The sequence below is a fragment of the Paenibacillus taihuensis genome, from assembly GCF_003386535.1.
Lineage (GTDB): Bacteria > Bacillota > Bacilli > Paenibacillales > Paenibacillaceae > Paenibacillus_Z > Paenibacillus_Z taihuensis.
Window position 1 is genome coordinate 75,406 of record NZ_QTTN01000001.1, and the last position, 14,350, is coordinate 89,755.

Below are 14,350 nucleotides of genomic sequence, written 5' to 3' on the forward strand. Positions count from 1 at the left end.
CTCAGATGATGAAAGGTGTCTACAACTGGATTGATGAACGTCTTGATATTACGCCGATGTGGAGGGACGTTGCGGACCACGAGGTTCCGGAGCACGTTAACCCTGCGCATCACTTCTCTGCATTCGTGTATTGCTTTGGCGGATTGACGTTCTTCATCACAGTAATTCAAATTCTGTCGGGTATGTTCCTGACGATGTACTTCGTACCGGATATCATCAACGCGTACAAGTCGGTCGACTATCTTCAGCACAAAGTTGCATTCGGCGGTATCGTTCGCGGCATGCACCACTGGGGTGCGAGCCTTGTAATCGTTATGATGTTCCTGCACACGCTTCGCGTTTTCTTCACGGGTTCCTATAAGGCGCCTCGTGAAATGAACTGGGTTGTCGGTATGTTGATTTTCTTCATCATGCTCGGACTTGGTTTCACAGGCTACCTCCTTCCTTGGGATAACAAAGCTTACTTCGCAACGAAGGTTGGTATTCAAATCGCTGAATCCGTGCCGTATATCGGTACATATATCAAAGAATTGATGCAAGGCGGAGAAATCGTAGGCGCTGAAACGTTAACCCGCTTCTTCGCAATTCACGTTTTCTTCCTGCCAGGTGCGCTTCTTGCGCTTCTTGCGGCACACTTCTTTATGATCCGGAAGCAAGGTATTTCGGGACCACTATAAGCCGAAGGGAGGCATATTGCGAATGGCACACGGTCACAAATCGAACGAAAAAGTCGTATTCGTTGGTGATTCGCGGGTTCGTAAAAAAGCGAAGACAGGTCCGTCTATCCCTCCTGACTATTCTTCCTACCCAGGCAAATCGGAAGCGTTTATTCCGAACTTCCTGCTGAAAGAATGGATGGTTGGTGTAGTAGTACTCGTCGGATTCCTAGTTCTGACGATTGCCGAACCGGCTCCGCTTGGTTACCCTGCAGATCCTACGAATGCTGCGTTTATTCCGATGCCGGACTGGTACTTCCTGTTCCTGTATCAATTCCTGAAATTGCAATACGTATCGAAGGACTATGTCGTACTCGGTACGGTTGGTATTCCTGGCGTAGCTTTCGGCGCACTTCTGCTGGCTCCATTCTTGGATACAGGCAAGGAGCGTCGTTTCTACAGACGTCCAATTACAGCGATTCTCATGTTCATGTCGCTTATCTCTGTTTTCTATCTGACGAAGCAATCGTGGGATCACTACCAGCACGAGCTGAAGCTGACGAACACGATTCCAGAGCATATTCTTCGTGAAGAGAAAGCGCGTGAAGCAGCAGAGAAAGGCCAAGAACCTGGCGGCGAAGCAGCTGCAGCAGCTGATATTCCGCTCGTTGATAAAGACGATCCTGCGGTTGAAATTACGAAGAAAGCGCAGTGCGTTGCATGTCACGGCGCTGACCTCAAAGGTAATGAAGGCGCAGGCATTCCATCGTTCCACGGAATCGGCGACACGTTCACGAAGGAAGAGCTTGTTGATATCGTAACTAACGGTAAAAACAACATGCCTTCATTCAAAGACAAGCTGAGCCCAGAGGAAATCGATCAACTGACGACTTGGCTGGCGAAGCAGAAAAAAGCATAATACGCACAAATAAAACCTGATCGTTCAACGCGGTCAGGTTTTTTTTCAAATTATTCAAGGGGTTGTTAGCACGTGAATGCTGCAAGTGTATTAGTAAGCCGGGATCTGCTGACTAGCCGGTTCATGCTTTGGACGCTCTTCTGGGTTAACGCGGCTGGTACAGTGTATGGCTACATCTGGTACGGCCAGCAAATTGAATATACTGCACAGTATCAGTCGTTATGGCAAATTATTTTCGTACCGGACAGCCCGACGGCGAGCTTGTTCTTTACGTTATCGTTGCTGTTTCTGCTGTTTCCGAGATTGTCTAAGCCATCAGGCGTATATATCGGAGTGCGAACCATCGTTGAAGCGCTTGGCGTCGTAACATCGATCAAATATGGATTTTGGGCGGTAACGATGATATTGGCGGGCGGTGCGCAAGGTGACCCGCTGGAGTGGCAGCATTATATGCTGATGGTATCGCATCTTGGGATGGCGTTTGAAGCGATGCTGTTCATTCGTTTCTTCGTGTTCGGCCGTTTCGCTGCCTTTCTTGCGCTTATCTGGCTGCTGCTTAATGATACGATTGACTATACATATTACGTGTACCCATGGCTTCCTGATGTGCTCGAGAATGATGTTTCTGCGATTCAATCGTTTACGATGGGCTTATCTATTGTCAGCACGCTGCTGACATGGCTGTTTATATCGCTTAGGAAGGTCTAAGATTGGACATCCCCCCATAAATTGATTAGGGGAGGGATGAGAGCATGAGAGCATCATCGTTGTTCGCGCTGTTCTGCAGCGCAGTGTTTATAGGATATTTGGCAATCGGCAGCTTCGCTGGGCTGTCAGCAGCCGTAGCATCGGCTGCGGCACCTACTCCGGCCGTCGAGACTTCGGCGGTGGACAAGCAGGCGGGCAGCGGGGTCGCCAAGCTGAGCCAGCTTGCAGACGAGCTGTATACGGCCGCAAACGATGCGAATCGGCAGGTCGTATATAATTTGCTGCAGCGAATGGAACAACTGTCCGAGCTGAAGGCGGTTCGCGCCAGCGGTACAGATGCGGGCTGGGCTGCTTACGACCAGACGGTGAAAGGGTTGAAGCAGGCGCTCTCGGAGAAAGGGACGAGCCAGCGATGGTATATCGAGGCTGCGAAGCTGAAGCTTGCGAGCGATGCGCTCTATCGGCCGACAGTTCCGTTGTGGCTTCAGTATGAAGGCATATTGAAGGACGATGAGAACCGGATCATGATCGCGTGGCAATCCCAGACAGAAGGGCGTTTCGATGCGGCTAAAGTGAACCTGGACATATATCGCGATCACATCGATCGGTTTGAAATAGCAGCGCTCATGCAGCGTGATGCAGGACAGCTTCAGGCGCTGAGAGATCAGGTAACGTATACGGAGCGGATATTAACTGCAGTAGACGGGGGAGCGGTGAAGCCGCAAGAGGTGCAGTTCGCGCTTGAGGGGCTTAATTCTGCCGCAAGCCGGCTGTTCCGTCTCTCGGACGGCCAGCCGGCTTTGGCCGAAGCGATACCGCCTGGAACGACAATCGGCGAATATCGCAAGGGCAGCAGCCAAATCGTGGAAATGTTTATTGCGGCTTTCGTCATGGCGGTGCTAGGTTTCGCCGGCTGGCGCAAATATTCGCTCTACCGGAACGTTGGCGAACCGGTGTCACGCAATAAGTTCAAGTAAGCGCGAGGCCTATCCGTCCTTGAAGCCTTCGCCAATTACTTCGTGCACATCCGTAATAATGATAAAAGCAAGCGGGTCGATACTGCGGACAATCGTTTTGAGCTGCCGGAATTCATGGCGGGCAACGACGCAGTAGACGACCTCTTTTTGTTTGCCGGAGAAAGCTCCTTTGGCCGGGTAGATCGTTACGCCGCGGTCCAACGTTTCATTAATGAGCTTGCTCATTTCATCGCCATGATCGGTGACGACAGAGAATGCTTTTGCCGCATATGCGCCTTCTTGAATGAAGTCGATCAGCTTGGACGCAATGAAGACGGCAACGAGCGTGTACAGCACCTTCTCCTTCGGAATATACAATAATGAAAGCCCGATTACGATGATGTCGGATGCAAGGATGAATTGACCCATGCTCCAGCCTTTCAGCTTAGAGGCAATCCGGGCGATGATATCGACGCCGCCTGTTGTTCCGCCATAGCGGAATACGATTCCGAGGCCTGCGCCAAGCGTAACGCCGGCATAGAGAACGGCAAGTATGTAATCGTTGGACGTTTTGAACGGCTCTATCCAACCGGAGGAGATCATTTTCTCCATTATAGCAAGGAATACGGAGAGCGAGACCGAGCCGAAGATGGTATAACCGATATGGGATCGACCGAGCACCTTCCAACCGAGAAAATAAAGCGGAATATTCAATATAAGCGTAGTTACGGATAATGGCCAGTCAAAGGCGTAATTGAGCAAAATCGCGATACCCGTGACGCCGCCTTCCATGAGTTGATTCGGCAATACGAAGTACTGCAGGCCGAACGCGTAGATGGCTGTCCCCAGCATGACGAAAGGAAGCGTGCGCAGGAGCTGAGCGAGGTTTGTTTTCATCTAAGATGATGACTCCTTTCAAATGGTTGCAAAATGATAAAGGCTATAACATAGTATGTCTCTTTGCAGGGATTGTCAAAAGCATTGTTTTCAAAAGCGCTTTGATATAACATAATGGGAAGATCAACTGATTGTCCAAGTGTCAGGAAAGGATGTTTCACATTGTCTCAAAAAACAATGGCAGACCTGCAGCGCGAAGTTGACGACTACATATCGCAGTTTAAAGAAGGCTATTTCAGCCCATTGTCGATGCTGGCAAGAATGAGCGAAGAAGTAGGCGAGCTGGCGCGGGAAGTGAACCACCGCTATGGCGAGAAGCCGAAGAAAGCCGATGAAGCGGATAATTCCATCGAAATGGAATTAGGCGATATTCTATTTATCGTCATCTGTTTCGCGAATTCTATGGGTATCGATCTAGCTGAAGCGCATGACCGCGTGATGAATAAGTTTAATACTCGCGATGCAAATCGCTGGACGCGAAAAAACGTCGAACATAATTAACGTCCTTACATATGCTGTACCATCAACCTGTGTACAAGGAGGATGGGCGGATGGACGGAGATAGCAGCATTAAGAAAGCTTACGAAGCCATCCTGAGCGGCGATTTCGAACAGGCAATCCTTCACTTTGAAGAAGCGATTGCACTGGATCCAACGAATGGAGCGGCATATTACAAATGCTCCATCACATGCGCCCGCAGCGGGAAATGGCAGAAGGCGCTCCAATATGCAGAGCAGGCAGTAAGCTTGAACCCGGAACTAATCGAATACCAGTTTCATCTGGAGAATGTAAAAGCGAAAGCACTCGTTATTGAAGCAGAAGGCATCTTGTCGAATAGCCCGGCGCGGACTGAAGAGGCGGTTGCGATGCTCCTGGAAGCTTCGCGGCTGGACCCGCTTAATATCGAAGCGCTGCTGATGCTCGGCGCCGCATATGCGACACTGAGCCGATACGATGAAGCTGTCGTATGCGCTCGCGATGCGGTTCGGCTTGAGCCGGAGCATTCCGCAGCACGGCGGATGTTCGCCGATATGAGCCGCCGAAGCCGGATACTGCGGACGAAGAGCGGGCGAACTAAACGGAAAAGGAACAGGTGAAACTTGTGTCAAATGAACAAATTCGAGTTGCAGTAATTGGAGCAAGCGGTCGAATGGGCCGTGAAGTCGTAAAGATGGTGCTTCAAGATGAAATGCTGACACTGGCTGCGGCGGTGGCTCCTTCCGCTGGTCCGATCGATGCTGGCACGTTGGTCGGGCTCCAGCCATGCGGCGTTACAGTAAGCGCGGAACTCGACAGTGCGCTTGCTGAAGCGAACGCAGACGTGCTTGTTGATTTTACCGTTCCTCACGCTGCATATGGCAATACGAGAACGGCAATCGCCCACGGCGTTCGCCCAATCATCGGAACGACGGGACTTACGCCCGAGCAGATTACGGAATTGGACGAGCTGTGCAAAGAGAAAGGAATCGGCGGTTTGATCGCTCCGAACTTCTCAATTGGCGCTATTCTGATGATGCAATTCGCGGCGCAGGCAGCCAAATATCTTCCGCACGTTGAAATTATTGAATACCATGGCGATCAGAAGCTGGATGCGCCATCGGGTACGTCCATTAAGACGGCTGAGCTGATCTCGGCTACACGCCAGGAACTGCGTCAGGGCAATCCGAAGGAAGAAGAAATTATCGACGGCGCACGCGGCGGTTATTATAATGGATTCCGTATACATAGTGTTCGTTTGCCAGGCGTGTTCGCACAGCAAGAAGTCGTATTCGGCGGTTACGGCCAGACGCTTAAGATTCGTCATGACTCCTATGAGCGTGCCGGATATATGCCAGGCGTTAGCGTAGCGTGCAAGAAAGTAATGACTTATACAGGACTTATTTATGGCTTCGAGCATCTAATGGACTAACAGCTTGCCGATTGGCAGGCTGCTTATAAGAGAGAGAAACCGCGGATACGAGAGAGGTGCGAGAGAATGAACATCGCGTTTATTGCCCACGATCGAAAGAAAGACGAAATGGTCAATTTCGTCACTGCTTACGAGCATGTATTTGAAGGTCATACCTTATATTCGACAGGTACAACAGGTACGCGTATTATGGAGCAAACGAAGCTGTCCATCCACCGCTTCATGTCTGGACCGCTTGGCGGCGACCAGCAAATCGGCGCACTGGTTGCGCAGAACGAAATGGACCTTATTATCTTCCTGCGTGACCCGTTAATGGCACAGCCGCACGAGCCGGACATTATCGCACTGCTTCGCCTCTGCGACGTGCAAGGCATTCCGGTGGCGACGAATGTTGCAACAGGCGAGCTGCTTGTGCGCGCACTGCAGCGCGGCGACTTTGCTTGGCGGGAGCTCGTTCACAAATATAAGCCGGGTGAAAATTAATGAGTACGGTTGATATTCTCGCATTTGGCGCACATCCCGATGACGTTGAGATTGGCATGGGCGGCACAATCGCCAAGCATGTACAAGCCGGCTACAAAGTAGCCATTTGTGATTTGACGGAAGCAGAGATGTCTTCGAATGGCACCGTGGAGACAAGGCGGCAGGAAGCCGCCGAAGCTTCCGCGGTGCTTGGGTTATCTGACCGCTCCGTATTGAGACTGCCTGACCGAGGTCTGACAGGCTCTTCGGAGCAATTGGCTGCGATCGTCGCCGAGATTCGCCGCGTACGTCCGCGTCTCGTATTTGCACCATATTGGTCGGATCGTCATCCTGATCATGTCATCTGCAGCCGTCTGATTGAAGAGGCAGTGTTCAACGCGAAGCTTCGGAACTACTTGCCGGAGCTGCCGCCGGTGCAGGTCGAGCATCTATACTTCTACTACATCAATGATCAGAACGATGTGAGTCTGATCACGGACATTACGGAGCATATGGAAACGAAGATCCGTGCGCTGCAGGCGTACCGGTCTCAGTTCGCGCCTCCTGCAGAAGGTGAAGATCGCGTTCAGACACCTCTGACCGACCGTTATATTCAGCGTGTTGAGGCCAGAGATATGCTGACTGGACAGACGAGAGGTTTCGGCTATGGCGAAGGATTTGCAATTAGGCGTCCGCATGCGGTAACTTTATTTTAACATCATTGCACTTACTGAATTTATGCTTAATGGCATATACATAGGCAGTAGCGTTGTAACAACTGGGGGTGTGAAACATGGCTAAACGCTTGAAAATCGGCATTACCTGTTATCCGACATTAGGTGGTTCCGGCGTTGTCGCAACTGAGCTGGGGAAGCTTCTTGCGGAGAAAGGGCACGAAATTCATTTTATTACGCATAGTGTGCCGTTCCGTTTGGGTCAGTTCCAAAAGAATATTTTTTATCATGAAGTCGAAGTAAACGATTATTATGTATTCCGTTATCCGCCTTACGATCTGTCACTTGCGAGCAAGATGGCTCAAGTCGCGAAGATGCAGAAGCTCGATCTGCTCCATGTTCATTATGCGGTGCCGCATGCGGTATGTGCATATTTAGCGAAGCAGATGGTCGGCGATCAATTGCGGACCGTCACGACGCTGCACGGTACTGACATCACGGTGCTTGCACAGGATGAATCGCTCAAGGATCTCATCCGGATGGGTATCAACAAGAGCGATGCGGTAACAGCCGTTTCCAATGATCTCATTAAGGAAACGCGCGAGCTGCTCGATATCGATAAGCCGATCGAGTTAACTTATAATTTTGTTGATAAGAGGGTCTATTATCCCCGGGAATGCAGCTCGCTGCGCAGCGATTTTGCGAGCAAGGATGAGAAGATTCTGATGCATATCTCGAACTTCCGTCCGGTTAAGCGTCTTAACGATGTCATCGATATATTCGCCAAAGTCGTGAAAGAAGTGCCGAGCCGCCTGCTCCTCGTAGGCGAAGGGCCGGATCTGCCTAAGGTGCAGCAACGCATTCATCAATTGGGCTTGCAGGATCGCGTTCATTTCCTCGGCAAGCAGGACGACGTCGCTCAGGTGATCTCGATTGCGGATGTCATGCTGCTGCCTTCGGAGAAGGAAAGCTTCGGCTTAGTCGCGCTGGAAGCAATGGCATGCGGCGTACCGACAATCGGATCGATTGCCGGCGGCATTCCGGAGCTGGTCACGAGTGGCGAGACCGGTTTCCTGTCCCCGATCGGCGATACCGACGATATGGCGTACAATGCCATCAAGCTGCTGCGCAGCGAAGGCATGTATGGGAGATTCCGTGAGGCTTGCCTCAATCGAGCGCGGCGCGTGTTCTGCAACGATCTGATTACGGCGGAATATGAACGAATCTATTACAAGGTGCTTGGAATTGAAGCTGACGTTCCAGTACCGGTCTGTGAATAAGAAGGATGGTCTTTAAGGAGGGAGAGCCTGATGTCATGGAGTGATGCGCTGACGAAGGCGCTCCCTCTATTGCATGTTTTGGAGGAGCGCGGCTTCGAAGCGGTGTTCGTAGGAGGCTGCGTACGCGATACGATCCTCGGCAAAGAGCTGAAGGACGTCGATATTGCGACGTCGGCAGCGCCGGAGGAAGTCATTGCGGCATTCCCGCATACGATCCCTACGGGGCTGCAGCATGGCACGGTCACTGTCGTCCATGAAGGCGAAACGTACGAGATGACGACGTTCCGGACGGAATCGGCGTATGAGCAGTTTCGGCGACCGACGCAGGTGCAGTTCGTGACGAGTCTTGAAGCGGATTTGCTGCGGCGGGACTTCACGATCAACAGCATGGCGATGCGCGCGGACGGCACGATTGTTGATCCGTTCGGCGGACTCGCGGATCTACGCCGCGGGTTGCTCCGCTGTGTTGGCGACGCCGATGCGAGGCTGCAGGAAGATGCGCTGCGCATCGTGCGGGCCGTTCGCTTCGCAGCCGCGTACAGGCTGCGGATTGCGCATGGCACTTGGCGAGCGATTCTGCGGCATCGCGGGCTGCTTGCGCATATTGCGATGGAGCGGGTCGGGCTCGAGCTGGACAAGATGATTGCCGGAAGCGGGCCGCATCAAGCGGCAGCTTGGCTGGCTGCGAGCAGGCTGCTCGAGTATACAAAAGTGAAGCTGCCTGAACCTTTGGCGGCCGCAGCGGCACGTTATCGATCGGACGAGCCTATGCATGCCAATATGCAGACTGCAATCGAATCATTGATAGAGCTCTCGCAGCCGGAGGATCGCTGGGCTGCGCTTTGCATGGCGCTCTCGCTCAACGCGGAGCAAGGGACGGAGCTGTTCGTAGAGTTGAAGTATGCTTCCGCTCGAAGTTCCCAGCTCGCTGCGGTCATTGGGCTGCACCGAGAGATGCTAGATGTCTTCGAGAGCGGTATAGCTTCCGCTTCCAGCAAGCAATGGAGTAACCGATGGGTACGGTTGATTGTGGGCAAATACGGTGTCGCCGCTGCAAGAGAATGGCTGCGCGTGACGAGGGCACTCCCTATTCTAGTGCCGATGCTGCAATCGGACTCGGCAGATACTTCGCTTGCGCTTCTCGATGAACTCGAGCATCGTTTGAACACGCTGCCTGCTTTTATACTGAAGCAATTGGCGGTCAAGGGAAGCGATGTGCTGGCTCAACAGAAGGACCGGCAAGCCGGACGATGGCTTGGCCAAACGATGAATGAGCTGCTGCTTGCCACCGCGCTTGGCGCAGTGCCGAATGAGAAGCAGGCCTTGCTTAATTTAGCTGACCGGATCATTACGCTCGGTTCAGCAGCTTACGAGGAGCCGTTATGAACAATCGAATTTTACAAATGCTCGAGCAGCAGTCGGAAGGCTATGTATCCGGCGAGATGCTCAGCCAAGAACTGCAAATTAGCCGTACTGCAGTATGGAAACATATTAAGAAGCTGGAGTCGGAGGGATATCTGATCGAAGCTTCGCGCCGGCTCGGATACAAGCTCATCGGACGCCCATCCAAGCTGACGCTGCCAGAACTAACGCAGCAGCTTCAGCAGAAAGGCGCTCAGCTTGTACAGAGCGTGAAGCTGTTCGACTCCATCGACTCGACGCAGAATATCGCACAGCGGCTCGCTGAGGACGGTGCTCCGGAAGGGACGCTTGTCATCGCCGAGCAGCAGACGAGCGGCCGCGGGCGTATGGGACGTAAATGGGTGTCGCCATCGGGCAAAGGCATCTACATGAGCTATATTCTGCGTCCCGGTATCCCGCTGCAATTCGCGCCGCAGCTGACGCTGCTTACGGCAGTCGCGTTATGCCGCGCGCTCCGGAGCGTTGCTGCGCCGCTGGATATCGGCATTAAGTGGCCGAATGACCTGCTCATCGGCGGCAAGAAGATCAGCGGCATTCTGCTCGAATCGACAGCGGAGGACGAGCGACTGCGCTATGTCGTCACTGGCATTGGCATCAGCGTCAACTTGACGCGTGAGGATTATCCGCCAGAGCTGCATGATATTGCGACATCGCTTGCGATTGAGCTTGGCCGCACATTGGATCGTGCGGAAATCATCGCTTCGTTCTTCGCGCAATTCCAGCAGTTATACGCGGTATATCTGAAGGAAGGCTTCGCGCCGATCAAGATGCTATGGGAGGCGTTATCGGTCTCACTGCATAAGCCGAGGAAGCTGCTCGTTGCAGGCGGGGAGATTACTGCCACTCCGGTCAGCTTGAACGACCAAGGCGCTTTGATGGTCCAGAGTGAGGATGGGACCATTATCCCGATATTTTCAGCCGAACAGATGCTTCAGCAGGGATAACCGTTCATAGACGCCGAACCATTTTTTTGATATACTCGCCTTACTAGTCATGCTCCGTTTAAGGGCGGTATCGCTATTCGTAGCGAGCTGCACCAGTAAGTGGAGCTTTCAGCATGCGGTAATGTAACCTGTGTCCATTCATGTCACGCATTCTGCTCTGAGCCGTAGGGACCGAGACAGAAGGAAGCTGTATTTTAATATGGCGCAAGCACGTTCCTTTATGGATTGGAACCTTTTTAGCGGCGGCTAGAAGGTTTTTTTGTGCTGATCACATAGGACTCCCCGCGTTCGTGAAAGCTTTAGGTAGGCATTCGCGACGATAATTCGGAGTTCGTCAAATCCAATCTATAAGGAGGACGGAGCAATGAAACAACCGTTGACTATTACGAAGCTGAAAAAAATGAAACAGAGCGGCGAGCCAATTTCCATGCTGACCGCCTATGATTACCCTGGGGCCAAACTCGCTGAGGAGGCCGGCATCGATGTGATTTTGGTTGGTGACTCGCTCGGCAACGTCGTACTCGGATATGATACGACAATTCCAGTTACACTCGACGATATGGTTTACCACACGCGAGCGGTCGCTCGCGGTGCTGCACATACATTTATCGTCGCAGACTTGCCGTTCATGACGTATCATCTCGGCAAGGAAACGACGCTTCGCAATGCGGCAAGGCTGCTGCAGGAAGGCGGCGCGCACGCTGTTAAGATGGAAGGCGGCGCTGAAATCGCAGAAGAGCTGGCGGCATGCGTAAGAGCCGGCATCCCGGTTATGGGGCATATCGGCCTCACGCCACAGTCCGTGCATCAGTTAGGCGGTTATAAAGTACAAGGCAAGGTCGAAGCGGAAGCGCGGCAGCTCATTGATGACGCCAAGGCGCTTGAGGCAGCCGGCGCATTCTGTATCGTGCTTGAGCTTGTTACGGAGCCGCTTGCCGAAGCAATCACTTCCGCACTGTCGATTCCGACGATCGGAATCGGCGCTGGCCGCGGCTGTGATGGGCAAGTGCTCGTGTATCATGATATTTTGCAATATGCATCGCCTTATCAGCCGAAGCGCATGGTGAAGACGTATGCGGACATTGGCAAGACAATTCGTGGTGCGATCAGTTCGTATGTGAGCGATGTGAAATCGCGGGAGTTCCCGCAGCAAGAGCATGCATTCCCGATGGAGCAGGAAATTCTGCACAATCTGTACGGAAGCGGCAGCAGCGCGAGCAAAGTGGCGGCGACGAGCGAGCAGCCTGCCAAAGGAGGCGGCGTATCTTGATTCGCTGCATGACTATAGAAGAGCTGCGCCAGCGTCTTGCTGAGCAGCGCAAGCAATTCCCGGAAGGCCGAATCGGACTCGTGCCGACGATGGGCTTCCTGCACGAAGGGCATGCCAGCCTCATGCGGCGCGCGGATGAAGAGTGTGATTTTAACGTGCTGTCTGTGTTCGTTAATCCGCTCCAATTCGGGCCGAATGAAGATTTTGACCGGTATCCGAGGGATATTGAGCGCGATGCGGCAATTGCGGAGAAGAATGGCATCGATATTCTATTCATGCCTTCGGTACAGGAGATGTACCCGATGAAGCCGCTGACGAAAGTGCTGATCAGCGATGTGACGGATCGGTTGTGCGGCGCTTCGAGACCGGGGCATTTCGACGGAGTAGGAACCGTGGTAAGCAAGCTGTTCAATCTGGTGCAGCCGGACCGTGCATACTTCGGCATGAAGGACGCGCAGCAGGTTGCCGTTATTGAACAGATGGTGCAGGACCTGAACATTCCGGTGCAGATTGTCCGCTGCGAAACGGTACGTGAAGCAGATGGACTCGCGATGAGCTCCCGCAATGTGTATTTGAACGAGGATCAGCGGCAGCAAGCCGTCGTATTATCCCGGACTCTACGTGAGGCGGGGTCGTGGCTTCAAGAGAAGGGCATGACAACGCAAGAGCTGACACAGCGGATTCGTGCATCGATTGAGACGGCACCGCTCGCAGTTATTGATTATGCAGAAGTACTGACTTATCCATCCTTATCGGTCATTGCATTGAATCAGGACTTATCCCAATTATCCGGTAACTTAATTATTGCGCTTGCTGTCAAATTCGGCAGCACGCGTCTCATTGATAACCGTTTATTCGAACTGCAAGGAGGTGACGTTCATGTTCAGAACGATGATGAAATCGAAGCTGCACAGAGCAACAGTGACAGAGGCGAACCTCAATTATGTGGGCAGCATCACCATTGATGAGGACTTGATGGAGCTTGCTGATCTTTTGCCAAATGAGAAAGTGCAAATCGTTAATAACAACAATGGCGCAAGGCTGGAAACTTACGTCATCACGGGTCCACGCGGCTCTGGCGTTATTTGCTTGAATGGCGCTGCAGCGCGTCTTGTTCAGCCTGGCGATAATGTCATCATTATCGCTTACAGCATGATGACGGATGAGCAAGCACGTTCTTACAAGCCGAAAGTCGTCATTCTCGACGCGGCGAATAAGCCGGCACAAGTGCTTGGCGAAGAAATTCACGCTACAATTATGTAAGATATACCGATTGTACCGCCAGCCTTCATGCCAGTGTTGTGAAACGGTTGGACACGAGTATGAAAAGTCGCGCCGGGGCAAAGAATGAGCATAAACATCCACACTTTTATGATCACCATTACGGCGTGAAGGCGGGTGCGTACGATGTTTAAGCACGTATTTGCTACAATGCAGGAACTGCTGCAGGACATTATCATTCATTATCCTAATGCAAATGACACGCAGCGCAAGCAGATGGATGAACAGCTTGCGACACTTAAGCAGTTCAGCGACAATTTCATTGAGCAATGGCTCCAGTTTGAAGAGAAAATGGCTGATTTCCGTGACATGCAGCAGGTTGTTCAGTCTCAGCAAGCTCAAAGTCAATCACAAGCACCAGCACAGTCGCAGGGACAATCTCCCCTTCATGGAGTGAAGAAAGACGCGGCCATTCCGCCGCCGATGCCGGGCTACCCGAAGATCATTTCCCAGCCTCCTGCTGGAACGATGAGACGACAGGCATCCAGCATGAAGCAAGCACATGTAAGTCCAGCGCCGCCACTCGCATCTTCGGTGTCAGGCAGCGAAGCTGGATTTGACGAAGCCGCTATAGATTTATGCCAGGCGATGTCGAAGGGGCAAGGTTATTTCAAATTGTTCATGTTCCGTGAAGCATCTAACCACTTCGCAGAAGCGGTCAGGATAGCGCCAGATGACAACCGTGCAAGGCTGTTTCTTGGCATGACCTATATGCATCTGCAGGAATGGCATGAAGCGCAGCGCCACTTCCAGCTGCTCGTTGAAGTAACGGAGCATCCGAAGTGGAAAGCGCTCGGTTTGAACGCATTAGGCTGTATCCAAGCCGTTCGCATGAATTTGGAGCAGGCGACCAGATATTTCGAGAAAGCGCATGAGGCAGATCCGGACTTTACGGATCCGCTGTCCAATATGAAATCATGCGAGCAGCACAGCGGGCATCTATCCTTATATTTCGGGAGCGGCCAGCTATAG

17 protein-coding genes are annotated in these 14,350 nt (G+C 52.4%); 16 read left to right on the forward strand and 1 reads right to left on the reverse strand.

The annotated features are described in order from the left end of the window. The first annotated feature begins 5 nt into the window (after positions 1-5). The 4 genes from qcrB (at position 6) to A8990_RS00440 (ending at position 3,260) form a co-directional block, all read left to right on the forward strand. Complete coding sequence (gene qcrB, locus A8990_RS00425) at positions 6-677, forward strand: menaquinol-cytochrome c reductase cytochrome b subunit (protein WP_090574015.1); 672 nt, start codon at positions 6-8, stop codon at positions 675-677. A 22-nt stretch (positions 678-699) separates the two neighbouring features. Next, entirely contained in the window at positions 700-1,575 is an 876-nt protein-coding gene (locus tag A8990_RS00430; protein ID WP_116187045.1) for a menaquinol-cytochrome c reductase cytochrome b/c subunit, read from the forward strand. Between the two features lie 123 nt (positions 1,576-1,698). Beyond that, entirely contained in the window at positions 1,699-2,283 is a 585-nt protein-coding gene (locus tag A8990_RS00435) for a DUF1405 domain-containing protein (protein ID WP_116187360.1), read from the forward strand. 44 nt (positions 2,284-2,327) lie between these two features. After that, on the forward strand, positions 2,328-3,260 hold the full coding sequence (locus tag A8990_RS00440) for a sporulation protein YpjB (RefSeq protein WP_116187046.1): 933 nt from the start codon (positions 2,328-2,330) through the stop codon (positions 3,258-3,260). A 9-nt stretch (positions 3,261-3,269) separates the two neighbouring features. Here A8990_RS00440 and A8990_RS00445 read toward each other — a convergent pair whose 3' ends face one another. Further along, complete coding sequence (locus A8990_RS00445; protein ID WP_116187047.1) at positions 3,270-4,136, reverse strand: YitT family protein; 867 nt, start codon at positions 4,134-4,136, stop codon at positions 3,270-3,272. A 177-nt stretch (positions 4,137-4,313) separates the two neighbouring features. Here A8990_RS00445 and A8990_RS00450 point away from each other — a divergent pair, with 177 nt between their 5' ends. From A8990_RS00450 to A8990_RS00505, 12 genes are all read left to right on the forward strand, one after another. Continuing rightward, a complete protein-coding gene (locus A8990_RS00450) occupies positions 4,314-4,637 on the forward strand; it encodes a nucleotide pyrophosphohydrolase (RefSeq protein WP_425463874.1) in 324 nt (107 codons plus the stop codon). 50 nt (positions 4,638-4,687) lie between these two features. Further along, a complete protein-coding gene (locus A8990_RS00455; protein WP_116187049.1) occupies positions 4,688-5,233 on the forward strand; it encodes a tetratricopeptide repeat protein in 546 nt (181 codons plus the stop codon). A gap of 5 nt (positions 5,234-5,238) precedes the next feature. Beyond that, positions 5,239-6,045 carry a 4-hydroxy-tetrahydrodipicolinate reductase gene (gene dapB / locus A8990_RS00460; RefSeq protein ID WP_425463869.1) on the forward strand — a complete coding sequence of 269 codons (807 nt, stop codon included), beginning with the start codon at positions 5,239-5,241 and terminating at the stop codon, positions 6,043-6,045. 66 nt (positions 6,046-6,111) lie between these two features. Further along, positions 6,112-6,528: a methylglyoxal synthase gene (locus A8990_RS00465; RefSeq protein WP_116187051.1), complete on the forward strand. Its 417-nt coding sequence runs from the start codon at positions 6,112-6,114 to the stop codon at positions 6,526-6,528. Beyond that, a complete protein-coding gene (gene bshB1 / locus A8990_RS00470) occupies positions 6,528-7,223 on the forward strand; it encodes a bacillithiol biosynthesis deacetylase BshB1 (RefSeq protein ID WP_116187052.1) in 696 nt (231 codons plus the stop codon). Before A8990_RS00465 ends, bshB1 begins: the two co-directional genes overlap by 1 nt. A 77-nt stretch (positions 7,224-7,300) precedes the next feature. Continuing rightward, a complete protein-coding gene (gene bshA / locus A8990_RS00475) occupies positions 7,301-8,461 on the forward strand; it encodes an N-acetyl-alpha-D-glucosaminyl L-malate synthase BshA (protein WP_116187053.1) in 1,161 nt (386 codons plus the stop codon). 30 nt (positions 8,462-8,491) lie between these two features. Then, a complete protein-coding gene (locus A8990_RS00480) occupies positions 8,492-9,847 on the forward strand; it encodes a CCA tRNA nucleotidyltransferase (protein WP_116187054.1) in 1,356 nt (451 codons plus the stop codon). Continuing rightward, entirely contained in the window at positions 9,844-10,827 is a 984-nt protein-coding gene (locus tag A8990_RS00485) for a biotin--[acetyl-CoA-carboxylase] ligase (RefSeq protein ID WP_116187055.1), read from the forward strand. The genes A8990_RS00480 and A8990_RS00485 overlap by 4 nt, the downstream gene beginning before the upstream one ends. A 364-nt stretch (positions 10,828-11,191) precedes the next feature. Next, positions 11,192-12,097 carry a 3-methyl-2-oxobutanoate hydroxymethyltransferase gene (gene panB / locus A8990_RS00490; RefSeq protein WP_116187056.1) on the forward strand — a complete coding sequence of 302 codons (906 nt, stop codon included), beginning with the start codon at positions 11,192-11,194 and terminating at the stop codon, positions 12,095-12,097. Next, positions 12,094-13,062, forward strand: coding sequence for a pantoate--beta-alanine ligase (panC, locus tag A8990_RS00495; RefSeq protein ID WP_245995785.1), 969 nt, complete (start codon positions 12,094-12,096; stop codon positions 13,060-13,062). Before panB ends, panC begins: the two co-directional genes overlap by 4 nt. After that, positions 12,977-13,360, forward strand: a complete 384-nt coding sequence (gene panD / locus A8990_RS00500) for an aspartate 1-decarboxylase (RefSeq protein WP_116187057.1) — start codon at positions 12,977-12,979, stop codon at positions 13,358-13,360. Before panC ends, panD begins: the two co-directional genes overlap by 86 nt. A gap of 144 nt (positions 13,361-13,504) precedes the next feature. Next, positions 13,505-14,350, forward strand: coding sequence for a tetratricopeptide repeat protein (locus tag A8990_RS00505; RefSeq protein ID WP_116187058.1), 846 nt, complete (start codon positions 13,505-13,507; stop codon positions 14,348-14,350).